This is a genomic window from Pseudomonas sp. OST1909 (assembly GCF_015277575.1).
GTDB lineage: Bacteria > Pseudomonadota > Gammaproteobacteria > Pseudomonadales > Pseudomonadaceae > Aquipseudomonas > Aquipseudomonas synxantha_A.
The window spans coordinates 4,060,954-4,085,435 of record NZ_CP063780.1 but is presented as its reverse complement, the minus strand read 5'-3'; the positions used below and the strand labels follow the sequence as shown (position 1 = coordinate 4,085,435).

General features: G+C 60.3%; 21 protein-coding genes. 5 read left to right on the top strand and 16 right to left on the bottom strand.

Annotated features, from left to right (window positions below; genetic code table 11):
- Nucleotides 1–63: 63 nt before the first annotated feature.
- From IH404_RS17620 to IH404_RS17590, 7 genes are all read right to left on the bottom strand, one after another.
- Entirely contained in the window at nt 64–402 is a 339-nt protein-coding gene (locus IH404_RS17620; RefSeq protein WP_194438607.1) for a Na+/H+ antiporter subunit G, read from the bottom strand.
- Nucleotides 399–677 (bottom strand): K+/H+ antiporter subunit F, encoded by a 279-nt coding sequence (locus IH404_RS17615; RefSeq protein ID WP_005789171.1) that lies wholly within the window; start codon nt 675–677, stop codon nt 399–401. Before IH404_RS17615 ends, IH404_RS17620 begins: the two co-directional genes overlap by 4 nt.
- The gene (locus IH404_RS17610; RefSeq protein WP_194438605.1) at nt 674–1,162 is read right to left on the bottom strand and encodes a Na+/H+ antiporter subunit E; all 489 of its coding nucleotides are present in this window, start codon (nt 1,160–1,162) and stop codon (nt 674–676) included. Before IH404_RS17610 ends, IH404_RS17615 begins: the two co-directional genes overlap by 4 nt.
- Nucleotides 1,159–2,841, bottom strand: a complete 1,683-nt coding sequence (locus tag IH404_RS17605; protein ID WP_005789166.1) for a monovalent cation/H+ antiporter subunit D — start codon at nt 2,839–2,841, stop codon at nt 1,159–1,161. Before IH404_RS17605 ends, IH404_RS17610 begins: the two co-directional genes overlap by 4 nt.
- Nucleotides 2,838–3,182: a Na+/H+ antiporter subunit C gene (locus tag IH404_RS17600; protein WP_005789164.1), complete on the bottom strand. Its 345-nt coding sequence runs from the start codon at nt 3,180–3,182 to the stop codon at nt 2,838–2,840. Before IH404_RS17600 ends, IH404_RS17605 begins: the two co-directional genes overlap by 4 nt.
- The gene (locus IH404_RS17595; RefSeq protein WP_122733449.1) at nt 3,182–6,103 is read right to left on the bottom strand and encodes a monovalent cation/H+ antiporter subunit A; all 2,922 of its coding nucleotides are present in this window, start codon (nt 6,101–6,103) and stop codon (nt 3,182–3,184) included. Before IH404_RS17595 ends, IH404_RS17600 begins: the two co-directional genes overlap by 1 nt.
- A gap of 204 nt (nt 6,104–6,307) precedes the next feature.
- Entirely contained in the window at nt 6,308–7,237 is a 930-nt protein-coding gene (locus IH404_RS17590) for a DMT family transporter (RefSeq protein ID WP_194438603.1), read from the bottom strand.
- A gap of 92 nt (nt 7,238–7,329) precedes the next feature.
- On the opposite strand from IH404_RS17590, the gene IH404_RS17585 reads away from it, so the two are divergent.
- Complete coding sequence (locus IH404_RS17585; protein WP_005789160.1) at nt 7,330–7,893, top strand: XRE family transcriptional regulator; 564 nt, start codon at nt 7,330–7,332, stop codon at nt 7,891–7,893.
- 147 nt (nt 7,894–8,040) lie between these two features.
- Entirely contained in the window at nt 8,041–8,400 is a 360-nt protein-coding gene (locus IH404_RS17580; RefSeq protein ID WP_005789158.1) for a hypothetical protein, read from the top strand.
- 56 nt (nt 8,401–8,456) lie between these two features.
- On the opposite strand, the gene IH404_RS17575 is transcribed toward IH404_RS17580, so the two are convergent.
- A complete protein-coding gene (locus tag IH404_RS17575) occupies nt 8,457–8,744 on the bottom strand; it encodes a hypothetical protein (RefSeq protein ID WP_032803606.1) in 288 nt (95 codons plus the stop codon).
- Here IH404_RS17575 and IH404_RS17570 point away from each other — a divergent pair.
- Complete coding sequence (locus IH404_RS17570) at nt 8,743–10,137, top strand: FAD/NAD(P)-binding protein (protein ID WP_005789157.1); 1,395 nt, start codon at nt 8,743–8,745, stop codon at nt 10,135–10,137. The genes IH404_RS17575 and IH404_RS17570 overlap by 2 nt on opposite strands.
- 168 nt (nt 10,138–10,305) lie before the next feature.
- Here the strand turns inward: IH404_RS17570 and IH404_RS17565 are convergent, their stop codons facing one another.
- From IH404_RS17565 to IH404_RS17550, 4 genes are read right to left on the bottom strand one after another with little or no spacing between them, the layout of a single operon-like run.
- On the bottom strand, nt 10,306–11,559 hold the full coding sequence (locus IH404_RS17565) for an HlyD family efflux transporter periplasmic adaptor subunit (protein ID WP_194438601.1): 1,254 nt from the start codon (nt 11,557–11,559) through the stop codon (nt 10,306–10,308).
- Nucleotides 11,549–13,027: a TolC family protein gene (locus IH404_RS17560; RefSeq protein ID WP_194438599.1), complete on the bottom strand. Its 1,479-nt coding sequence runs from the start codon at nt 13,025–13,027 to the stop codon at nt 11,549–11,551. Before IH404_RS17560 ends, IH404_RS17565 begins: the two co-directional genes overlap by 11 nt.
- Complete coding sequence (locus tag IH404_RS17555) at nt 13,020–14,219, bottom strand: ABC transporter permease (RefSeq protein WP_194438597.1); 1,200 nt, start codon at nt 14,217–14,219, stop codon at nt 13,020–13,022. The genes IH404_RS17560 and IH404_RS17555 overlap by 8 nt, the downstream gene beginning before the upstream one ends.
- Nucleotides 14,216–14,923: an ABC transporter ATP-binding protein gene (locus IH404_RS17550; RefSeq protein WP_032803604.1), complete on the bottom strand. Its 708-nt coding sequence runs from the start codon at nt 14,921–14,923 to the stop codon at nt 14,216–14,218. Before IH404_RS17550 ends, IH404_RS17555 begins: the two co-directional genes overlap by 4 nt.
- 356 nt (nt 14,924–15,279) lie before the next feature.
- Between IH404_RS17550 and IH404_RS17545 the strand changes: the two genes are divergently transcribed.
- Complete coding sequence (locus tag IH404_RS17545; RefSeq protein WP_005789149.1) at nt 15,280–16,011, top strand: TetR/AcrR family transcriptional regulator; 732 nt, start codon at nt 15,280–15,282, stop codon at nt 16,009–16,011.
- A 93-nt stretch (nt 16,012–16,104) separates the two neighbouring features.
- On the opposite strand, the gene IH404_RS17540 is transcribed toward IH404_RS17545, so the two are convergent.
- The 3 genes from IH404_RS17540 to IH404_RS17530 form a co-directional block, all read right to left on the bottom strand.
- Nucleotides 16,105–19,785, bottom strand: coding sequence for a YncE family protein (locus IH404_RS17540; protein WP_194438594.1), 3,681 nt, complete (start codon nt 19,783–19,785; stop codon nt 16,105–16,107).
- A 288-nt stretch (nt 19,786–20,073) separates the two neighbouring features.
- On the bottom strand, nt 20,074–21,135 hold the full coding sequence (locus tag IH404_RS17535; protein ID WP_005789146.1) for an FUSC family protein: 1,062 nt from the start codon (nt 21,133–21,135) through the stop codon (nt 20,074–20,076).
- Between the two features lie 163 nt (nt 21,136–21,298).
- Nucleotides 21,299–22,915 (bottom strand): NADP-dependent glyceraldehyde-3-phosphate dehydrogenase, encoded by a 1,617-nt coding sequence (locus tag IH404_RS17530; protein ID WP_005789144.1) that lies wholly within the window; start codon nt 22,913–22,915, stop codon nt 21,299–21,301.
- Nucleotides 22,916–23,053: 138 nt separating this feature from the next.
- Between IH404_RS17530 and IH404_RS17525 the strand changes: the two genes are divergently transcribed.
- Entirely contained in the window at nt 23,054–23,914 is an 861-nt protein-coding gene (locus IH404_RS17525; protein WP_005789143.1) for a Dyp-type peroxidase, read from the top strand.
- Between the two features lie 31 nt (nt 23,915–23,945).
- Here IH404_RS17525 and IH404_RS17520 read toward each other — a convergent pair whose 3' ends face one another.
- Nucleotides 23,946–24,467 carry a DUF3087 family protein gene (locus IH404_RS17520; protein ID WP_005789141.1) on the bottom strand — a complete coding sequence of 174 codons (522 nt, stop codon included), beginning with the start codon at nt 24,465–24,467 and terminating at the stop codon, nt 23,946–23,948.
- Nucleotides 24,468–24,482 lie beyond the last annotated feature (15 nt).

The following is a 24,482-nucleotide window of genomic DNA, read 5'->3' as shown; positions in this document are numbered from 1 at the left end:
GACTGAAACTCCGCTATCGCAGGCAAGCCAGCTCCCACATTTTTACTGTGTCCGCTTGATTAATCAGCGACGGCTGCTGACTTCAGCCGGCACATCGTCACCGGCCATGCGCTTGCGGAACAACGCGGTACGCGCCAGCAGCAGGGTAGTCACCGGCACGGTGATCGACAGCAGAATCGGGATCAGCCACCCGTGCAACACCGGCCCGGACTTGAGCACCGAAAAATAGATAATCGACGCCAGTGCCGCGCACCATGCGCCCAATGTCGAGGCGAGTGCCGGCGGGTGCATGCGTTGGAAAAACTCCTTCATCCGCAGCAAGCCTATCGCGCCAATCAAGGCAAACACGCTGCTGAGCACCAGCAGCACCCCCACTATCACTTCAACCCATAACGGCATCATTCAATCACCTCCCCACGCAGCAGGAATTTGGCCAGGGCAAACGAGCCGACGAAGCCGAACAGCGCAATCAATAGCGCCGCTTCAAAGTAAGTGTCACTGGCGTAGCGAATACCCAGTACCAGCATCATCAGCATCGCCAGGATGTACAGGTAGTCCAGCGCCAGGACTCGGTCCTGGGCGGAGGGGCCTTTGAACAGGCGGATCAGTGTCAGCACCATCGCCAGCGAGAACAGGAACAGGCTGAACAGGATCGCATTGGAGAGCAGGGCGCTCATTCGAAGATCTCCATCAGGGGCCGCTCGTAGGTGGCTTTGAAGTGCTGGATAAACAGGGCTTCATCGTCAAGGTCGAATACGTGCAGCAGCAAGATGCTACGGTCCAGCGCCAGTTCTGACCAAATGGTGCCGGGGATCACCGTGGTAATCATCGACAGCGCGGCAAGGCCGTTGGGGCTGTGCAGGTCCAGGGGGATCTTGATGAAGCGCGAGCGCGGCGGGCGTGTGCCGCAGGTCAGTACACCCCATGCTACTTGCAGGTTGGAGACGATCACGTCGCGGCCCACCAACAGGAACAGGCGCAGGATCACGCCAGGGCGACGCAGGCTGATCGGCTGCGGGCGTAGCGGCGCCATCAGCAAAGGCGCGAGAAAGCCCAGCAGCGCGCCCAGCAGCAGGTTGCCGGGGCTGATCGACAGGTTCAGCAGCAGCCACAACACCCACAGGGCCAGCGACAACCAAGGTGCAGGAAACAGGCGCTTCATGGTTGCACCTCCAGCGCGGCGGCCTTGGCTTCAGGGCTCGGTACGGGCCGCGTGGCCATCACCGCCATCACATAGCTTTCCGGGTTGTTCAGGCTCTTGGCGGTGGCCAGGGTGTAGCGCATCAAGGGTTCGGCCTTGAACGTCAAGGCGATGCTCAAACCCAGTAGCACGAAGATCGGCACGCATTCGTAGCGTCGCAGCAGCGGGGAGGGGCGCTCTTCCGGGGTCCAGAAGCGCTGGATACCAAGGCGGGCGAAGGCGATCAGCGACGCCAGGCCAGACAAAATCAGTAACGCCACCAGGCCCCAGGCTGCAGGACGGATCGATTCGTCCACGGCGTTGCCCAGGCCCAGTGGGTTGATCAGCGCACTCAACAGGCTGAGTTTGCCGATGAACCCCGACAATGGCGGCATGCCGATAATCAGCAGCGCGCAGGCGATAAAGCTCAAGCCGAGGAAGGCCATGGTCCAAGGGATGACCTGTCCGACCACGGCTTTCTGCTCATCGTCCAGGTTCACACCCGGACGCGGATGCAGCGATTCCATGGCCTTGGGCAGCGCATCAATCTCTTCATCAAGCGGCAGGTCGTTGGCCGAGCGCGAACGCTCGATCAATTCCGCCAGCAAAAACAGCGCACTCAGTGCCAGGGTGGAGCTGACTAGATAGAACAGCGCCCCAGCGGTCAGGCTCGGCTGGGCAAACCCGACGGCCGACAGCAGAATCCCGGCCGACACCAGGATGCTCAGGCTGGCCATGCGCTCCAGGCGCTGCGCCGCCACCATCGCCAGTGCCGCGCAAATGATGGTCGCCATGCCGCCGTACACCAGCCAGTCGCCGCCAAACAGCGCCGAGGCGCCGGCCTGGCCGGAGAACAGCAGGGTCCACAGGCGCAGCACGGTGTACACGCCAACCTTGGTCATGATCGCGAACATCGCCGCCACCGGCGCACTGGCCGAGGAGTAGGCGGGCGCCAGCCAGAAGTTCAGCGGCCACATGCCGGCCTTGGCCAGAAACGCGGTCGCCAGGATCGCTGCGCCAGCGTGCAGCAGGCCGCGATCAGCCTCCGGCACGAGCGGGATTTTCAGCGCCAGGTCAGCGAAATTCAGCGTGCCGGTGACGCCGTAGATCATCGCCGCGCCAATCAGGAACAGCGACGACGCCAGCAGGTTGATCGCAATGTAATGCAGGCCGGACGACACCCGAGCACGACCCGAACCATGCAGCATCAGGCCGTAGGACGCCGCCAGCAGCACCTCGAAGAACACGAACAGGTTGAACAAATCCGCGGTGAGGAATGCGCCGTACAGACCCATCAGTTGGATCTGGAACAGCGCATGGAAGCTAGTGCCTGCACGGTCCCAGCGGGCCATGGCGAACAGCAATGCGCTTACGCCGATAACCCCGGTGAGCACCAGCATCAGCGCCGAGAGCTGGTCCACCACCAACACGATGCCGAACGGTACTTGCCAGTTACCCGGCAGGTACACGCCGATCGAGCCGGGCCCGCCTTTTTGTGTCCAGTACAGCAACAGGACGGCCACGCCCAGGCCGATCAAGCTGGAGACCAGGTTGATTTTGGCCTTCAGCGGCCGGCGTTTCTCGCCGAGCATCAGCATCAGTGCCGCCGTGAACAACGGCAGCAGAATCGGCGCAACGATCAGTTGATTAACCCAATTCATTCCTTCGGCTCCCGGCCATCCACATGGTCGGTGCCGGTCAGGCCCCGGGATGCCAGCAGCACCACCAGGAACAACGCGGTCATGGCGAAGCTGATCACGATGGCTGTAAGTACCAGGGCCTGGGGCAGAGGGTCGGTGTAGTTGAGCAGGTCTTGCGGCACGCCGTCCTTGATGATCGGCTCCTTGCCGATAAACAGGCTGCCCATACTGAAAATGAACAGATTGACCCCGTATGACAACAGGCACAGGCCCATCACCACCTGGAATGTCCGTGGCCGCAGCACCAGCCAGACGCCGGAGGCCGCCAGGACCCCAATGGCAATTGCGATGACTTCTTCCATCAGGCGGCTCCTTCGGTTGCAGCAACGACTTTGGGCTGGTTGCTCGGTTTATGTGCTCGCACAGATTGGTGGCCGAGGGCGGTCAGCATCAGCAGCGTCGAGCCCACGACCATGGCGTACACGCCAATGTCGAAGAACAACGCACTGGCGATATGGATATCGCCGAGCAGTGGCACGTGGAAATGCCAGGTATGGGTGGTCAGGAACGGGTACCCGGCGAACAGCGCGCCAAGGCCGGTCAAGGTCGCCGACAGCAGGCCGAAGCCCATCCAGCGCATGGGCCTCAGGCTCATCTGCGCTTCGACCCATTGGGTGCCCGCCACCATGTATTGCAGGATAAACGCTACCGACATCACCAGCCCGGCGACAAACCCGCCGCCTGGTTGGTTGTGACCGCGCAGGAACAGGTAGAACGACACCACCAGCGCAATCGGCAACAGCAGGCGCACCAGCACCGCCGGCACCATCATAAAGCCCAGGGCGGTGTCACTGGCCTGGCGCGGGTTGACCAGGTCTGTGGCCACGTCCGGTGCCAATTGGCGCTGTTGCGCCGGCAACTGCATGCTTTCCTTGGACGGACGGAAGCGGCGCAGCAGGGCGTAAACAGTCAACGCCACGGCGCCGAGTACGGTGATTTCGCCCAAGGTGTCGAAGCCACGGAAGTCCACCAGCATCACATTCACCACATTGCTGCCGCCGCCTTCGGGCAGGGCTCGGCTCAAGTAGAACGAGGAGATATCGTTGGGTGTCTGGCGGGTCAGCATCGCGTAGGACAACAGCGCCATACCGCCGCCCACCACGGTGGACAGCAACAAGTCGCGCACCCGGCGAATGCGCGCCTTGCGCAAGGTGTTGGGCAATGGCCACACCTCTTCGATACGCCGTGGCAGCCAGCGCAGGCCGAGCAGGATCAGCACGGTGGTCACCACTTCCACCACCAATTGGGTCAGGGCCAGGTCCGGTGCCGAGAACCACACAAAGGTCACGCACGTCATCAGGCCGCACACGCTGACCATGGTCAGGGCCGCCAGCCGGTGGTACTTGGCTTGCCAGGCTGCGCCCAGGGCGCAGGCGATCGCCAGCAGCCACAGGGTGACGAACACAATGGAGCCCGGGATCTTCGGCCGGTCGCCCCAGGTGAGGCCACTGTTGATCATGGGGATCATGGCCCCGATCACCGCGACGATCACCAGCAGGAACAATTGGGTTTGCAGGCGCTTGGTGCTGATGCGTTTTTCGATCCTGCGCACACCGCGCATCATCACCACCAGGCAGCGCTCGAAGCCACGCTTGCCGTTGAAATAGCCGATCAGCGGCGGGTATTCGAAGCGGCCACGCTTGAGTTGCTTGCGCAGCATCAGGTACAGCACCACGCCGCCGGTCATTGCCACCAGGCTCATGATCATCGGCGCGTTCCAGCCGTGCCAGATCGCCAGGCTGTATTCGGGCAGCACACCACCGACCACGGGCAACGCCGCAGCGGCAAGGATCGAGCCGACCACCTGGGCCGGGAAAATCCCCACCAGCAGGCAGGTGAACACCAGCAATTCCACCGGCGCACGCATCCAGCGCGGTGGCTCGTGAGGCGTGTGCGGCAAGTCCGTAGCCGGTGGGCCGAAGAACACATCCACGGTAAAGCGCAGGGCGTAGGCCACGCTGAAGGTGCCGGCGATGGTCGCAATCACCGGCAGGGCGATTTCCACCCATTGGGTCGACGAGATAAACACGGTTTCGGCAAAGAACATCTCTTTGGACAGGAAGCCGTTGAGCAACGGCACCCCGGCCATCGACGCACTGGCCACCATCGCCAGGGTCGCGGTAAACGGGATCAACCGCACCAGCCCACTGAGCTTGCGGATATCCCGCGTGCCGCTTTCGTGGTCGATGATGCCCGCCGCCATGAACAGCGAAGCCTTGAAGGTGGCGTGGTTGAGAATGTGGAATACAGCGGCAACTGCAGCCAGTGGGCTGTTGAGGCCCAGCAGCAGGGTGATCAGCCCGAGGTGGCTGATGGTGGAATAGGCCAGCAGGCCCTTGAGATCGTTTTGGAACATGGCGCAGTAAGCGCCGAGGAGGAGAGTGAGGGCGCCGGCACCGCCGACGATCCAGAACCATTCTTCGCTGCCGGACAGCGACGGCCACAGGCGGGCCAGCAGGAACACGCCGGCCTTCACCATCGTCGCCGAGTGCAGGTAGGCCGAAACCGGCGTCGGCGCCGCCATGGCGTGGGGCAGCCAGAAATGGAAGGGGAACTGCGCACTTTTGCTCAAGGCGCCGATCAGCACCAGGGCGAGCATGACCGGGTACAGCGAATGCGCGCGAATCTGGTCGCCCGCCGCCAGCACCTGGTCCAGGTCATAGCTGCCGACGATATGCCCCAGCAACATCACGCCCGCCAGCAGGCACAACCCGCCAGCGCCGGTGACCATCAGCGCCATATACGCGCCACGTCGCGCATCGGCACGGTGGTGCCAATAGCCGATCAGCAGGAACGAGAACAGGCTGGTCAGTTCCCAGAAGAATACGATCTGGATCAGGTTGCCGGAGATCACCAGGCCAAGCATGGCGCCCATGAAGGCCAGGAAAAACGCAAAGAAACGCGGCACCGGGTCGTCCGGCGACATGTAGTAGCGCGCATACAGCGACACCAGCGTGCCGATACCCAGCACCAGCATCGAGAACAGCCAGGCAAACCCGTCCATGCGCAACACGAAGTTCAGCCCAAGACTGGGCAACCACATGAATTCTTCACGTATCACGCCACCATGGGCGATCTGGGGGTAGAGCAGTGCGACTTGAATAGTGCCGACCAATGCCACCAGGCCGGCCAACAGGGATTCGGTGTTACGTGCGTTATGCGGCAGCAAGGCCGCCAGACAGCTGCCGATAAAAGGCAGAAGCAGTAGAACTATCAGGGACATAGGCTTCTAATCTGCGGGAGTTTGGGATGCATCATACGTGCCGCTTTCACGATCACCAAACGGCAAGATGTGGCAGGATCCTACAAGGTAGGCCGAAACCTCTCATTTGGCACTGGTTCAAAACCCTTGAATTGAAACGCCGCCCCCTGTGGGAGCCGGGCTTGCCCGCGATGACGATAGAGCAGGCGCCACAGCATTTGCAGATTATCCCTGACGCTCCTGTTCCAGGGCATCGGCGAGTTCAACTGCCTTCTGCCCCTTCGTCTTCATCTCACTCACAATCACCGCCACCACAATCAACACCGCCCCGACCATTGCAATCGGCGGGAAGCGCTCCCCGGCAATCCGCCCGACCACGCCTGCCCACACCGGCTCGCCGGCATAGATCAGGGTAGCCCGGGTTGGCGAAACACTTTGCTGTGCCCAGTTCATCGCCACCTGGATCACCGCACTGGTCAAGCCCAGACCCACGGCACTGAACAGCAACAACCACGAAAAGCCCGGCAACGCCTCGCCCATCGGCACCACCATCATGAACGACAGCACCGAAGCGGTGGCCAATTGCACAACGGTCACCCGGCGAATATCCACTTGGCCGGCAAATGCGCTGATCAAAATGATCTCGGCCGCTATTGCCACGGCACCGATCAGCGTGGCGATTTCACCCGGGCTGAAATTCAGCGAGGCCCCCGCCGGTCCGGTCAACAGCATCAACCCGGCAAACGCCAGCATGATGCCGATGCTGGGCATCAAGCCGGGGCGACGGCCCAGCACCAGCCACTGCAACAGCGGTACAAACGGTACATACAAGGCGGTGATAAACGCCGATTGGCTGCTCAAGATGCTTTGCAGGCCGATGGTCTGCAAACCGTAGCCGAACATGATCGCCACCCCGATAAACACCCCGGCCTTCAATTCGAACAGGGTCAGGTCGCGCAGGGTGCGCAAGGAAAAGAACCCCACCACAAGCGTCGCCGCCGCGAAGCGCAGCCCCACAAAAAACATCGGCCCGCTGACGGTCATGGCGTGCTGCACCAGCAAAAAGGTGCCGCCCCAGATCATGGTGATCACCACCAGGATGCATTCGGCTTTACTGAAACGGTTGAAACGCGAAGGGGAGTTCGGGGCGGTCATGGCGGCTCGGTCTTGCAAGGGGAAGGCACGGACCGCACAATGCGCCGCACGCTGGGCAGTATACTGCGCACACCCACCTATTGAGCAATATAGTGCACAAAGAAAATCCGCAACGGGCTTCGGTCCTGCAGCATGTCAGCCAGAACGTTCGTCGCCTGCGCCATGCAGCGGACCTGAGCCAGACCGCGCTCTCGGAAAAATCCGGTGTCAGCCGGCGCATGCTGGTGGCGATTGAAGCGGGGGAGAAGAACGTCAGCTTGTCCACCCTCGACCGCGTGGCCGAAGCGCTGGAGGTGGCGTTCAGCGACTTGATCCAGGCACCGGATGCGCCTGACCATAGTCGTATCAATGAGCTGGCTTGGGCCGGCGATATACCCGGCAGCAAAGCCGTACTGCTCGCCAAAGCCAACGCCCGGCGCGAAGTGGAATTGTGGGAGATGCGCCTGGAGCCGGGGGATCGCTACAGCCCCGAGCCGGACCCGGAAGGTTGGAGTGTGCAGTTGTTCGTGTATGAAGGTGCATTGACCCTGATTCTCGACGACAAAGAACACACCGTCGCGGCCGGTGAGTTCTACATGTTCGCCAGCCGCCAATCCCACGGCTATCGCAATGAGGGTGATGTGGCGGTGCGATTTGTTCGTAATGTGGTGATCTGACCGGGCCGTCAACTGGTTTATACCTGTTAGTTTTCACAGTAGAGCAAACCTGAAAATACATGTTTACTCCATTCGCCCGCCAGTGAGTCTTGAGTTGCTTCGGCAATTTGGGCGACGCCAGCGTTATCAGAAAATGGAGATTTCAAGATGATCACGAAACTGCACAAAGTTGTTACGGTCACCAGCGCCTCGATCAATCCACCCTACATTCAGGAAGCCGTCGGCACGGTTATTCATCTTACTGCTGTAGTAAACGGCGGCACTTATGTAGTCGACGCTTACGAAGGGATGGAAGAGGGTGATCTGTTGACGGTGTTCTACAAGAGCAGCATTGACGAGTGGAAGGCATTTTATGTGGTGAGCGCCAGCGACGTTGGTCGGCCAATTATTTTCATGCTGCCGGCGGAGGCGTTCGTTCTAGGGGCGGCGTCAGCCCGTTACATGATCACTTCCCCCTCGGGTAATGTGGTGCAATCCCCTGTCGCAGAGTATGAGGTCATACGCTGAACCGCTTTCTTAGCAGTTAAAACCGTAGGCGCTTACCAGCGCCTTCGGTTTGTGCGTCACGAGTCTAATTGCTTAAACTTGCGGAGCTGGAAACAACAGTGGGTCTCCATCGACCGATAGGTCCGGTTGACGGCATCGCTGATATTGCAGGTCACTGAACCTGTTGCGTTGGCCTTGCGCCGTTTCGTCGTGCCTTTGACTTTCATATCGCCATTTGTAAGGGTGACGATTCGTGTACCACTTTGCGCTTTATTGAGGTGTACTGTCTCCTCGGCGGGGTCCAAAGTAACCGGCACACTTGCGCTGGAGGCAGTATAGGGACGGAATGTGAGGCGAACCTGCATGAGTGAATCCTCCCACAACGCTGATGTACTGATTATCGGCGGTGGCCTGAGCGGCACGATGCTCGCCGTGCAGCTGCTGCGCCTGCCGGGCACGCGGCGCATCCTGGTGATCGAGCCGCGTGCTGAGCTGGGGCGCGGCGAGGCCTACAGCGCAGTCGAGCTGGGCCACACCTTGAACGGCAATGCGGCGCGCATGAGTGTAGACCCGGACAATGCCGACGACCTGACCCAATGGCTCACCGACTACATCGCCGGCGGTGAGTGGCCGGAGTCGGACCAGCAGCACGTGCCGGTCAGCGAACTGTTCCCGCCGCGGGGGATTTTCGGGCTGTATGCGCAACAGCGCCTGGCCGAGGCCAAGGCGCTATCCACTTCGATCGTCGAGCATATCCGTGCTGAAGGGGTCGACCTGCAAGTCGATGCAACGTCGACGCGGGTCACCCTCGATAATGGCGAGCAACTGCGTGGCTCCTTCGCGGTCTTGGCCACCGGCATGTTTCCGGCAGCGCGCACGCCACAGACCGAGTCCACTGGGCTGAACGCCGCCGCGCTGGATCCCTGGGACGTGCAGTCCATGACTCAGCTCGACCCGCAATCAACGGTGCTGATCATCGGCTCCGGGTTGACCATGGTCGATGCCGTGGTCTCACTGGAACAGGCTGGGCATCGCGGCCCTGTCGAGATTTTTTCACGCCACGGCCTGTTGCCCCATGTGCGGCGGCAACCACCGGGTTGGGACGACTTCCTGGCCGCGGACCACCGCCTGCGTAGCCCGCGGCAATTGCTGCGCGAGGTGCGACGCCAATGTCGGTTCGCGCTGGCGCAAGGCATCGACTGGCAGGCGCCGCTGGACACTGTGCGCGGGCACATCGCACGCTTGTGGAGCCAGGCCAGTGAAATTCAGAAGCGCCAGTTCGTGCGACATGTGCGGCCATGGTGGGAAAGCCATCACCACCGCTCGCCACCGTTGAGTGCGCAGTTGGTGGCGCGCTTGCAGGAAGAAGGGCGGTTGCGGATACGTGCGGCGTCGTTCAAGGGGCTGGTGCCTGCGGATGAGGGGGTTGCCATTGCGGTGCGCTATCGTGGCGAGCAGGGGATCACACAGGTTTCGGGAGCGGCGCTGATCAACTCCAGCGGCATCGAGTACGACTGGCGCCGCGTGGCCCGGCCGTTGCCGCAGCAATTGCTCAAGCGCGGGTTGATCCAGCCCGGGCCGTTGGCGTTGGGGATTGCGGCGCATGCGCACGGTGCAGTGTTGGATGCCCAAGGCCAGGTCAGCCAGCGACTATTTGCCATGGGGCCGCCGTTGCGGGGCATGTGGTGGGAGAGTACGGCGGTGACGGATGTGGCGCTTCAGGCCAAGGCACTGGCAACCAAGCTCACACAGATCTAAATGGGGGAGGTGAGCAAGCCCTGATCCGCGAAGTGAACGTCAATGCTCAAAGCAACGAAAAACAAATGTGGGAGGGGGCTTGCTCCCGATGAGGGCGTGTCAGTAAATGCATTTGTGGCTGATGCACCGCTATCGGGAGCAAGCCCCCTGCCACAGGTTGATCTGCGCTTATCTTGAGGTTTTCACGAAGCCTGGTTTGAGTCCGAATACCTCAACGCCCTGGGGCGTCGATTGCCCGGTGGTGACCTTCACCCGCTCTACCGGTTTATCCATCGCTGGTCGGTACTCCACCGTCATATCTGCCTGGATCGCCTGACTGGGAATCACGAGCGCCTGGTCATTGTTGTAGGTGACGATGGTCAGCCGCGCACTCATGCCCAGACGCACCCGTTGCAACTGCTGTGGTGTCAGCTTGGGGATCGACAGGGTCACCGGAAATTGCGCGCTGCCCTGGTTGTCGCTGGCGATGGCCAAGCCACTGACCACGCTGACTGAGCCGGTCAGCCGTTCGCCGTCAAATCCATCGCCCATTACTTCCACCGCCTGGCCCTGGTGCAACTGGTTGATGTCCAGTTCGGAGACCTTGGCGACGATTTTCAGGCGCTCGATATTGGCCAGGCCAAACAGCACCTGACCCTGGCTGACCTTGCTGCCGGCCTGTACCGGCGCGTTGTTGTTGCCACCCCCTTGGGCGGTGTTGCTGCTGCCGGGCGCGGGCACCACGATGCCGGAGAACGGCGCCTTGACCTCCTTGCCTTCAAGGAGTTTTTGCAAGGCTTCGTATTTTACCGTGGCATTGGTCAGCTCCATTTCGGCAATCTGTCGGTATTCGCCTCTGCCTTGGTCCTGGGCCTGTTGCAGTTCGCTGCGCGCCGCTGCCAGGTCGAGTTGCTGCTGCTGGGTTTGCTGCTTGAGATCGTCCAGCTCGTTGCGCGGAATGATGCCGCGCTTGAACAGGTTTTCACTCTCGGTAAGTTTGCGCTGGGTATTGCCGGCGGTCATTTCGGCGGTGCGTAAACTACGACGAGCGCGGCTGACGGTGGGGCTGCTGTTCCAGTCCTGCATTTCCTGCACAGTGCGCCGGGCCTTGAGTTGGGCGGAGAGGGCATCGCGCAGTTGCACTTCCAGAGTCGCCGGGTCCATGCGCAACAGCACCTGGCCGGCCTCGACGCGCTGGCCTTGTTCGACCAGGTTGGCCAACACGTTGCCGTCGAACGGCGCCGTGAGGGTGACGGTAGTGTCGGGCTCGATCTTGCCCACCAGGCCGATCTGGTGCACCAGCGGGTCGGGTTTTACCTCCAGCCATTGCTCGGTCGGACCTGCCTGCTCGGCACCGTTGCGCTGGTTGAGGAGACCGATTGCCGCGCCAGCCAACAGCAGGATCGAAACAACGACCAGCAGCGTTTTTTTCTTAGTAGTCATTGAGGGCGATTTCCCAACTTTCCAGCGTCATGCCCAGGGTCAGATCGAGCTGGGTCTGGGCGTTCAAATAAGCGATCAGCGCGTTGAGCTGGGCGTTTTCGGCGTTGCGCAGGTCGGTTTCGAAGCTCAACACCTGGAAGTTAGTGGAGCGCCCGGCACTGAGTTTTTCCCGTTCGATTTCGATCTTGCGCCGTGACAACTCCACGGCACGCTTGGAAATTTCATATTGGCGCCAGCGGGTGCCGAGGTCACGCACCACGTTGTTGACGTTGCGCTCCAGCTCCTGGCGCGCATCGGTAATGCGGATTTCCTGGTCCTCGACGTTCACTCGTGCACGTACCTCGGCCTGGCGCGTGCTGATGTCGCCAATGGGGATCTGCACCTGCACCCCGGCGTAGCTGTCCCAGGTACGGTTATTGTCATGGCCGTTGTTGTTGTCGGTGGCGGCGCGTACCTGGTTGGCGCCGGCCACCAGGTCCACTTGCCAGCGCCCGGAGTCCTTGGCGATCACCAGGTTGAGGTCGGCCTGTTGGCTGCCGAGCAGGGCGGCGAGGTATTCCGGTTGCTGGTTCTGCGCCAGGGTGAAGGCTTGGCGTTGGTCGATTTCCATGGGGTTGGCCTCCAGGGCTTCGGTGGCGCGCACCGGTGTCGACAGGTCCAGGGCCAACAGGCGCAGCAACGCCAGGCGGCTGGTGTCGAGTTGGTTGCGGGCTTCTTCCACGCCCAATTGCTGGGTAGCGATGTCGGCTTCGGTTTGGACGATCTCAAACTCGGCCATGCGCCCGGCGCTGATCAGTGCCTTGTTCACGTCCAGCAAGGTGTTGGAGCGCTTGAGTGCGTCCTGCACGATCACCAGTTGTTCCTGGGCACGCAGCAGTTCGCGATAGGTGGCGATGATCTGGCTGATGGTCTGCGCCACGGTGGCCTTGAGGTTCAAACGGTTGGCCTGCTCGGCCAGGCGCGACAGGCGCAGCGGCGCGGTGGTGGCGTCCCAGCCGGCGCCGCGCATCAGCGGTTGGATGATCGCTAGGTCGAGCCCGTCGCTGCGGTAACGGCCGGCGCGGTTGGCGTTGTTCAACTGCTGAGTCCAGGCCATGCTCAAGCGCGTGCCGTATTCGCCGAGCAGGCTGCTGGTCGGCGCCAGGTTGGCGTTGCGCACGTTGTCCTGAGAGCCACGAGAGGTACGGTAGTTACTGTTGAGGGTGAGCTTGGGGTTGAACACGTCCTCGGCGACACGCAGGTCAAACTTCTGTGCCACCCGTTGCAGGTAGGCGCTGCGTATCGCCGGGTTGTTGCGCAGGCCCAGGTACACCGCGTCACCCAGGGTCATGGTGGTGGCCTGGGCATTCAGCGACACGCCGCGCTCGTAGCCGCTGCGGGTACTGCTGGGCGCCGAAGGGTTGATAACCATCTCGGCAGTCATGCCCGGCAGGCTGATCAGCAGAAGGAGCAGCCCGCACTTATTCATCGCGCAGGGCCTCCACCGGCTGTAACCGCGAGGCCGAGACCGCCGGGTAGATGCCAAAGAACAAACCTACCAGTAACGTACTGCCCACCCCCAGGGGCAGGGCGGCCACCGCCAGGGCAAATGCCCAGCCCGACAGCCACGCATACAGCCAGGCGGCGGTCATGCCCAGCACCGCACCGCACAGCGCACCCACGGCGGTGAGCGTGACGGCTTCGAGCAGGAACAGGTTACGGATATCGCGCTGACGTGCGCCCAGGGCCATGCGGATGCCGATCTCGCGACGGCGCTCCGAGACGTTCATCAGCATCACGTTCATCACCCCGACACCGCCGCCCACCAGGGAAATCGCGCCAAGGGCCAGCAGCAGGTAGGCGAAGGTGCGACTCTGGCGCGTCATGCCGTCGATCATCTGCTGGGGCACCGTGATATTGACGTCGTGGTCGCTGAGTTGGGGTTGCAGCGCAGCGGCGGCGTCCCTCGCGATACGCTCCATGTCCTGCCCTGGCGCCGCACGGATGATCACATTGCTGATCTGCGGGCTGGCATAGATGCGACGCATACCTTCGGCCGGAATAAACAACGACTCGTTGGCCTGCACCGGCATCAGCATGGCCCGGGGTTGGTCGTGCAGGATGCCCACGATCAGAAACAGGTAGTCGTTGATGCGCACGCGGTCGCCCAGTTGCAGTGGGTCGCCCGGCGCACTGAGGGCCTGGGCAAGTGGGTCACCAATCACAGCGAAAGTTTCGCTGGCGTCGAAGGCCGACAGGAAGCGCCCCTCGCGCACGGCCAGGCGCATGGCGGCCTGTATACCCGGCGTGCTGCCGACCAGGTTGGCATTAGTGGTGCGTCCATGAAACACAATGGGCCCGCTGAACAGGCTGAGCGCGCCGATATGGGCAATGCCCTGTACGGCCAGGCGTACGGCGTCGAGGTCGAGTTGGGTACGCATCGGCACATTGCTGCTGCCCTTGGGCGGGAACTGCGCGATGAGGGTATCGGTGCCCATGTCCTTGAAGATCATCGCGGCATCCACCGCCGCGTTGTGGCCGATATTGATCAGCGCCACTACCGAGGAACTGCCGATCACAATGCCCAGCAGCGCCAGGATCGAACGTTTGCCCAGGGTCCGCAGGCTGATCAAGGCTTCATGCAGCAGTTGGCTGAGGCTCTGCTCGACCCGCAGGCTCATAGGCGCCCGGCCTCGTGCACCACACCGTTGCGCACCAGGATCTTGCGCTCCAGGCGCTCGGCAATGTGGGCGTCGTGGGTGACGATGATCAGCGTCACCTGCTGCTCACGGTTGAGGCTCAGCAGCAGGTCCATGATTTCCTGTGCGGTGGCGCTGTCGAGGTTGCCGGTGGGTTCGTCGGCGAGGATCACCGAGGGTTTGCCGACCAGTGCGCGGGCAATGGCGACGCGCTGACGCTGGCCGCCGGAGAGGTCGGCCGGGCGATGGTGGGCGCGCTCGGCCAGGCCGACTTGATCGAGCATACGCTGGGCCTGTTCCACCGATTCATGCCGCGATACGCCGCGATAACTCAAGGGCAGCGCGACGTTGTCCAGGGCGCTCAGGCGTGGCAGCAGGTTGAAGCTCTGGAACACAAAACCGATCTGCTGGTTGCGGATCGCGGCCAGTTCGTCGGGCGTGGCGTTGAAAATATCGTGACCGGCAAAGTGGTATTGGCCGCAGTTGGGCAGGTCCAGCAGGCCGAGGATATTGAGCAGGGTGCTCTTGCCGGAACCGGAGGCACCGAGGATGCCGCAGCTGTCACCGCGAGCGATGGACAGGCACACGTCATTGAGAATGCTCAGTTCCTGCCCGGCGAGCTGATAGCGCTTGCCGATGCCTTGCAGGGAGATCAAGCCGGGTTGCGTGGGGGTGTCTGTCATCATGACTACGCCTGCAGTCACGACGGTACTGCCATGCCCCCGGAAAATCCTTGTAACAAGTTCGGGAGCTGCCTGTACGCGTCACGGACTGGTTTTATTTCTTGTTTTTAAAATATTGTTTGAATAGTACCTGCGTTCAATCTGCTTCGCCAGCCATGGATGTAGAGCGGTTTTACCCTTTGAAACGTTTTGCCGAATGCAGGTTTCGGACCGGCAGAAATGCTTTCAATCGGTCTCGATAGCCCGGTTATACAGGCTTTTAGTGATATGGCGGAGTGTCACTACTTGCTTTCGCCGGGCCGCCCCGGTATAAAAAATCAAATTATTTTTTAAAACAATATTTCCGCCGTGGAACCCTTATGGTCGCGAAGAAACTCAGCGCTCCAAACGTTACCAAGACTCGATTGCTGGATGCGACAGAGGCCCTCTTCATCAAGTACGGCTACGACGCCGTGTTGCTACGCCAGATAACCGAACGCGCACAGGTCAACCTGGCGGCGGTGAACTACCACTTCGGGGACAAGGACTCCCTGATGAAAACCCTGCTGATGCAACGTCTGGAGCCGCTCAACGAGCAGCGCCTGGAACTGCTGGCGCGCTGTGAAGCCGAATCCGATGGCCCGCTGGATTGCGACACGCTGCTCGGCGTGCTGTTCGCCCCGGCCATGGGCCTGGAGCGCAGCGATCCGGCCAGCGGGGAAGGGCGTTCGTTCATTCGCTTCCTTGGCCGGGTCTACAGCGACACCTCGCCGTTCATTCAGGAATACCTCAAGGTGCATTACCAGCCGGTGTTCCAGCGCTTCTTCGAAGCCTTCGCCCTGGCCTTGCCGGATTTGCCGCGTAATGAGCTGGGCGTGCGCCTGCAATTTGCCCTCAAGGCCATTTCCGGGGTCATGGCCGGCACCGAACTGCGCCTGCTGATGAACTCCATGAGCCTGGGCCGCCCGGCGACGGATGCGGAGGTGATGGCGAAGTTGATTACCTTGGTGTCGGCGGCGATTCGAGTGCCGCAGCAAAGCCCGGAAGCTGAAACCGCGTTGGCCAAGGTGCTGGATACTCAACGGGCGATTCGTGAACAAGCGGTACGCTGACCCGGTGTGAGCTAACTCTTGCCTATCAGGTGTAGCAGACATGAAAAAAGCCCTGAACCAATCAGGGCTTTTTCATTGGTGATGCTTGCGTTGTTAAAGATCCACAATGGTGACGGTATTGCTTCCGGAGTTAGCGACAAACATCCTCGTTCCCTCTGAGTTGACCACAATAGCTCTGGGTTGGTCGAAGCCTTCGAGGGTGTTGATGAGTTCGAATGTTTCGCTGTCGTACAACTTTACCGTATTGCCAGATCTTTCGGTCACATAGATAACGCCAGTGCGAGGGTTGGCCGCTACACCCCATGGAGTTTTGAGGCCGTCAATGCTTCTAATAGTTGTCGGGACATTAGTGCTGTTGTCGAGAACCAGTAGTTTATTGGCATCGGCTACCGTAGCGTAAAGCCTTGAGTTGACTGGGCTGTGAGCAAAGGCGGTGAGTACCCCTCCTGGAGACGGCCCAGAACCGAAGTCCGCATACGTAATTGCATTGTGAACTCTCATACTCGTGGATCCCCACGTTCCATAAGTAATGGTTGACTGTCTATTGAGCCCTAGTGCCGGGGCATGGATAGTGCTACCGCTCGATTCGTATGCATTGAAGTGAGCCGTGACCGTGTTAGAGGCAGTACTTATTACTGAAGAGGTATGATTGTACCAAGGAGTGCCTGCGGTTCTAATGAAGTAGTAGGCGCTGCTTCCGGCATATATTTTCGTTCCGTCGTTATTGATGCATAGCTCACCAGTTTGGTAAGTGGCTATCGCTTTTATTGTTGCCCAAGAACTGGTATTCAATACCAGTACGTCGTTCAAAAAATTGGGCGCTTGGTATCTGGCATTGGAAATACTTACATAAAGCACGTTGCCGTCAGGTTTTAGCGCCACTCCGCGCGGTTGATATGAGAGCGGATGGGTACTGATAACTTCACCCCCATCTGCATCGAATACGGTAATGCCATAGCCGCCAGTTCCCGTGCTGGCAACGTACACCCGTTTATCATCCGAGCTAATGGCAAGGTATGTCGGCCCATTCCTGACCGTTACGTTGCCCACGATTTCCCCTGATACTTTTTTTATTGTATAGCTCACAGGCTTCAACGGTTGTGCTGAGGCCTTGTCGTCATGTTCTTCCAAGTTTACAAATACATGCACGTCCAGTGGGTCACCCTCTTTCAATGAGCGCAGATAACTCGATGGTATTTCTGCGCTGATCAGTTTGGCGTTGGCCTCACCAGGGCTCACCACTGCGCCGGTTCGTAGTTCATGGTATTGGCTACTGCACAAGTCAATATAAACGGGCTGTCCAGCTTTCATGAACCGCCATCCCCGCACTTCTATGCGATGGGATTTACTGGTATCGATCACACCGGAGGGCGCACTGGGCACACTCACCAAATTCCACTCTTGCGCTGACAGTGCCTGGATCATCAATGTCAACTCATCGGACTTGGTGGTCTTGCTGGTCTCGATAAGGTTGTAATAAATCGTGCATTTATCGGCCAGATACGCTGCCACAAAAGCATGTGGCACGGTGAAGCTGACGTAGTTTTCTCCAGGTTCGGGCGTGGCGGGTTTGGCCGGAATATTCGGCATGCCGACACCCGGCTTGCCGACGATGAACACTTTGATATCCGACCCAGGAGGGAACTTGTCCGATACCACGCGAATAGTCACCACCGGTCGATTAGGCGGCAGCACGTGCAATGGGTCCAGGCTGGCCTGGTCCGGGCCTGTCGGCGTCGCCTCGAGCACGGTGGGGGCTTTCAGTTCGAGCTTGGAGCCCACCTTTATGTTCACCGCGTGAGAAAACCGCGTCAGTACGTTTTCGCGCCAGCGCGTGTAGTAGATGCGCATGGTCTTGTCGATATTGGCAAGGATGTAGCTACGCTCCAGTTTGAAGCGCAGATCTCGCCCGACCCATTGACGCCGTATCGGAAACGCCTGCGCAGGTGCTGTTCCGCCAGGCGCGCTGCCCTCACAGTAAAGCGTCACGATATCGTTGAGCAGAAAGTCAGGGTTACTCTTGACCACGATATTGGCGTGCTCGGTGGATTGTTCGGGGTCGAATTGATACAGCGGCGCCGGCGCTTCCATGACCTCAGGCTCCGGCAATGAGGCCACTGCGTTGCCGACGTTGACTGTCACGTCCATTGAAGTGCGCACGTCATCCCCATTGTCCACCTGATAAAGAAGCCTGAGTGTGCCGCCTTCAAGACCGGCAATCACGCCGTTCGGGCCGTTGGCAATGGGAAATAACACATCGCCCCCTCCCGCAGATTCGTAGATTTCGTCGTAGTAGCGAGTGCCGTTGGCTTTCGTGCCCTCGAGGATCAGAATCACCAGATCAAAGGGGTCCTGGCCCAGTTCGGGGTACGCCCTGACAACAATGTTAACAAGCGGTGATTGTGGGTCGAGGACGCCGCCGGGCGCTTCCAGCACTACGGGTGGCGGCAGGCGCATATCGATGGGCGTACCGATGACATTAAAGATGTTGCCGTCGGAGTAACGGTTGGGCACGTCGCTGCGAATGCGCTCATAGGACAGCTGGAACTGCCCGCTGATAAGGGGGCGCAGGTCGGCATTCGGGAAGGGCAGGGTGATAAAGCTCAGTGAGGTAAGCGGTGGAGAGTTGTAGGTGGTGGTGATAACGCCACCGCTCGAACGGCCCTTGACGGTTACACGCACAACATCCTCAAGGGCAAAGTCCGGGCCTGGGGTGTTAATAAAGATGGTTGCATCGCGCCCATTGAGTTGATCGTGGTCAAGGGTATTGTTCGGGGCTTCGAGCACAAGCGCTTTGGGTAAGAGCGGCTCAGCCCCGTCGTCAAGCCTGACATTCAACAGCAGCGCCGGTGACCAGCCGAGGGACGCGTTGCCGACCTCGTCGATGATTTCATATTCACACACATGGGAACCACTGCGTACCTGCTTCCAGAAGCCATCATAAAGCGTGAAGGTGATGTCTTCACGTCCGGAGGCTTGGCTTTCGGTGAGCGGAAGGATGGGCGCCGCGATCCCATTAATGCGCAAGCGAATACGGTCACGTGTGGCCCGGTAGGTGCTGGGTTCCTGGGTCGCATCGACCGGGTAGAACTTGAAGGTAACCGGTACCCCCTTTTGTGCGTCGGCCTGCGTCACTCCAAAAATGATGATGTGCTCAGGGAACACCGGAATCGGCAGGTTTTCGTTTTGCAGCGTACTGCCGATCGGGTTGCGACCAGCGGGGGCCACGGTATCGACCTTCAGATTGAAGTGTTTGGTTTCTTTGGGCGTGCCACCGAGGCGAGTCACTCTCATGAACACCGGGTTGACCGGACCATCAGGAAGACGGGTTCGAGGGATGTACAACGGAATCATACGACTCTTGTCGACGTCATCCTGGGTGACGTTATAGGTCGCGACAGGGATTAGCAGGTCTTCGCTGAACAGCTCTACGAAGTCGTCCTTAGCCATATTCAGGTAGGCCAACAGGTTGCACAACAGCCCCAGGTCCCGATGAACCTCCAGAGCCGCTTTGTTTATGCCACCATCGAAGCCGACGACTGTTTGCGTCAAGCCCGGAATATAGAGGGGCAACACCTCGAACGGCACGTTTTTAAAGCTATCGGAGGTGATGGTGCCCTGGATTGACTGTGGCGGTAGGAAGTAGCTGCGGTTAAGGGGCCGGGGGCCGGACAGGTCAATGGCCTCTTCTGCCGACTCTGACAATTGCCCTGAGTCGATCACGGGCAATGGCGCGGCGTTTGTGACGACTGAAAGGTCAGTGTTTTGGCTCATGGAAAAATCCCTCCGCAAATTAATTAGCTCACTGGAGGAATTAAGCGTCTCGGAAGACGAATGGGATAGCTGTGAGAAATGACAGTGGCGACGAATGGTCTGGATAAAGAAACACTGATTGCCATAGTGCAGGCAAAAAAAAGCCCGCTGGGGCGGCGGGCTTGATATGCAACGTTTGTAACGGATGAGGCTTTACCCTACGTTCTGGGATGTGAACAAATCGTGAAAAATATGTAAGAGAAAGTGTGAATGTGTGACGGCCATAAAATAGTCGAGGCGTTCACCTATTCAGATCTTCCAGCGGCCAGCGCTTTTGGCCAAGCGTTGACGCATCGCATCGACATTCGCTGCCAATTGCACCGTCAATAATCGATACCCATCCAGCGCACTGTAAACCGGCGCATCCAATGCAGACTCACTGCCAGCTCTGGGGCCTGTGCGCTCCAAGCGCTCGGTGACCCCCGATTTCAACGCCCGCGCCATCCCCACCAACTGCACTCGAATCTGCCGGTGCTCGGCCTTGAGCATCACCTGCATCCGCGCCGTGGCCTGCTTGTCGCGCGGATCTGGCCGGGTATTGCCGAGAATCTCCAGGGTACTGATGCACATGCGCAGGTGACGCTGGATCGCGTCCAGTTCGGTCATGGAGATCCGCACTTCCTTGGACACCGACGGCATCAACGAGCGCAGTTGCAACATTGCTGCATTCAGGCGGTTGAGCAGCTTGAGGTGTTCATCATCGGTCACCGATTGGCCACCGATGATGCGGCTGTAGATCTGCGCGCAATCACGCAATGCACTGGCCAGGTTGTAGCGCCATGAGTACACCGCATACAGTGGCAGGGCGAAGGAGAAGGCCAGGGCCAGTACGATGCCGATCAGGATATCGACGGTACGCCACAAGCCATCAGAGATCGGATTGTCCCCGTGGCCGGCGACGATAAACACCGTGATCGCCGACAGCAGCGCGATGTAACCGCCCTTGCCGATGGCATGGTAGGAAAAGAACCCGCACACCACCGACATCAACAGATAGGTCAACAGTGGCAGGCCGAAGTAAGCCTGTTGCACCACCAGCAGTAAACCGACGCTGGCGCCGATCAAGGTGCCGTAAGCGCGCTCCACGGCTTTCTTGCCGATATTGCCATGGTGCTGCAAGCCGCCGATCACGATCAGCATGGTCACCGATGCCCATTCGCCGTGGGGCAGGCTCAGGCCGCTGGTGAGCAGGATGGTCGCCAGCAAACCGACGGATACGCGCGCAGCGTGGATCAGCTTGGCGTGGCGAAAACGCCGGTACGGGTCGAGCAGGGGGCGCAGCAGGCGCCGGGCAAAAATGGGCAGGTTCATCGGTATTGAAGTGGCCTCAAATGTATGAATGTGCTCGACTCAATGTGGGAGCTGGCTTGCCTGCGATAGCATCACCGCGACCTGACTGAAAGACCGAGGCGCCGGCATCGCAGGCAAGCCAGCTCCCACACTGACCTGTCTGCACATTGGAACGGGGTTGGCTTCAGAAAATGTAATCGGTCGTCAGGAAGCTCGAGTCACGGTTGCGCAGGATATCGCTGACCAACGCCTTGTTACTCTCCTGGAACTTGGTCGCCACCAGGGTGCGGATCGAAAACACGCGCAAGGCGTCATGCACCGACAGCGTTCCCTCGGCCGAGTTCTTGCGGCCGTTGAACGGAAAGGTGTCCGGCCCGCGCTGGCACTGGGCGTTGATATTGATGCGGCCGACCTGGTTGGCAAAGGTGTCCACCAGGCGCCCGACGGCGACGGGGTCGGTGCCGAAGATACTCAACTGCTGGCCAAAATCCGAGTCCAGCACGTAGTCGATCACGGTCTCCAGGTCACGGTAGGGCACGATCGGCACCACCGGGCCGAATTGCTCCTCATGGTAGACGCGCATCTGTGGGTTCACCGGGTACAGCACCGCCGGGTAGAAGAACGAACCACGGCTGCTGCCGCCCTCGCTATTGACCACCTGGGCGCCGTGTCGGGCGGCATCCGCCACCAGTTCGTTGAGGTAATCCACCTTGCCCACTTCCGGCAGTGGCGTCAGCGCCACGCCGTCTTCCCAGGGCATACCGGGCTTGAGCGTCGCGAGTTTGGCGTTGAATTTTTTGATAAAGCTATCGACGACATCTTCATGCACGAACAGGATCTTCAATGCAGTGCAACGCTGGCCGTTAAATGACAGCGAACCGGTGACCGCTTCACTCACCGCGTTATCCAGGTCCACCTCGGGCAGCACGATGCCGGGATTTTTCGCGTCCAGGCCCAGGGCGGCTCGCAAGCGGTGCGGCTTGGGGTGCAGCTTTTTCAGGTCGCTGGCGGCCTTGTTGGTGCCGATAAAGGCAAAGATGTCGATCTTGCCGCTGGCCATCAGCGCGCTCACGGTTTCGCGGCCGCTGCCGTAGATCACGTTGATCACCCCGGCCGGGAAGCTGTCGCGGAACGCCTCCAGCAAGGGGCGGATCAACAGCACACCGAGCTTGGCCGGTTTGAACACCACGGTATTGCCCATGATCAACGCCGGGATCAGTGTGGTGAAGGTCTCGTTCAACGGGTAGTTGTAAGGCCCCATGCACAGCGCCACGCCCAGCGGTACGCGGCGGATTTGCCCGAGTGTGTCCTGTTCCAGCTCGAAGCGGCTGCTACGGCGGTCGAGTTCCTTGAGGGCGTTGATGGTGTCGGTGATGTAGTCGCAGGTACGGTCGAATTCTTTCTGCGAGTCCTTGAGGTTCTTGCCGATTTCCCACATCAGCAGCTTCACCACCGCATCGCGCTGTTCGCGCATACGCCGCAAAAATGCCTCGACGTGCTGGATACGTTCGACAACGCGCATCGTCGGCCACTCACCCTGGCCGCGGTCATAGGCACGCACGGCGGCATCCAGGGCGGTGAGGGCGGTGTCGGCGTCCAGCAATGGCGTGCTGCCGATATGCACGCGTTCGTCGCCCAGTTGCACCGGGCTTTGCACGCGAGCGAGCGGGCCATTCCACACCCGCAGCTGGCCATCAACCAGATAGTCACGCTGCTCAATGGGCGCCGTCAGGCGAAATTGCTCGGGAATCTGGGCGACGGAAGTGGGAAACAGCTGGGCGAGCAGGTTGCTGGTGGTCATGTCGCTACCCCTGGAATAGTTGCAAAACATGACTAGAGAGTCACCCAACTAGCGGCTCTAAGGCAAGGCTTACGCGCATTGTTGTTCGCAGCGCGGTGCGCGCCGGGTAAACTGCGCGGCTTTTCAGAAGGAGTTCACATGAGTCAGTACCAGCCGGGCATTCTTGCCGCACCGGTGCCTTTGCAGGCCCGCCATCTGTTTTTCGCCCTCGATTCCCTGCAAGCCGTGCCCGCGGCGCTGGACGCGCTGGTGCAGTTGACGGATGCGGCGGCCGTGGTCGGTTTCGGTGATTCGCTGGTAAAGGCGCTGGGCGCCGAAATTGAAGGGCTGCGTGCATTCCCCGCCGTCAGCGGCCCTGGCGCTGACAACCCTTCGACTCAACAGGCGCTGTGGGTATGGCTGCATGGGGCGGATCGTGGCGAGTTGCTGCTGCGTAGTCGTGCCATCGAGAAAGCCCTGGCCCCGGCGTTTCGCCTGGTGCAATCGACTGAAGGCTTCCGCTACAAGACCGGCTTTGACCTGACCGACTACGAAGACGGCACCGAAAACCCTCACGACGATGCTGCCGTGGAGGCCGCCTTGACCGACAGCGGTGCCAGCTTTGCCGCTATCCAGCAATGGCAGCACGACCTCGACGGGTTCGCCGCGTTGCCTGCCCAAGAGCGTGACCACATCATCGGCCGCCGCCATGGCGACAACGAAGAACTCGACGACGCTCCGGAATCGGCCCACACCAAGCGCACAGCCCAGGAAAGCTTCACCCCGGAAGCCTTCGTGGTGCGCCGCTCGATGCCTTGGGCCGAGAATGGCCAGGCAGGATTGATGTTCCTCGCGTTTGGTCATTCCTTCGATGCATTTGAAGCGCAGTTGCGGCGTATGAGCGGGTTGGAGGATGGGATTGTCGATGGTTTGTACCGCATCAGTAAGCCATTGACCGGTGGCTATTACTGGTGTCCCCCGGTCAGGGAAGGGCGTCTGGACCTGAGTTTGGTTTGTTAACAGCCTTTTTGCTTGCTGCCTGAGGCACGTTTCAAGTGCTTTTGAGGGTTTCCAGCCACGCGGGGTCAAACCGTGTTTGCTCGGTATCGATCCCCAGGGCGTGCATCTTGGCCTTGTGTGCGTCAATCTCGCCGACCAGTTGCGCCTGGGCGCTGGAGTTGGCATCCAGCTCATGCATTTGCGTCAGCCCCAGGTGATAGAAACGCAACAGTTTGATGGCGGCCGGGTCGTTGGCTTGTACCCGCTCGGTGACCTTGTGCATTACGTTGGTCACGCTCATCAGGCTGCGCTTGAGCCGCCAGCCGTACACCGCCGGCGCGAGCCAGGGCTGGGACCAGAACGGGCCACGCACCAGTGCGACGGTGATCAACACCCCGGCAAATACACCGCCGACATTGAAGCGAAAGTTGTCCCCCCCAGGCTCACCAAACAGCATCACCGCCAGGCTCGACAGCAGCATGGCCAGGGCCAGGAACAGCACGGCCACGATCAGCGTGCTGCGGCGGGTCTGTTGACGGTAGGTGACAGGGTCGCAGGGTTTGAGCTCGAACATCCGGGTCAGGTCTCC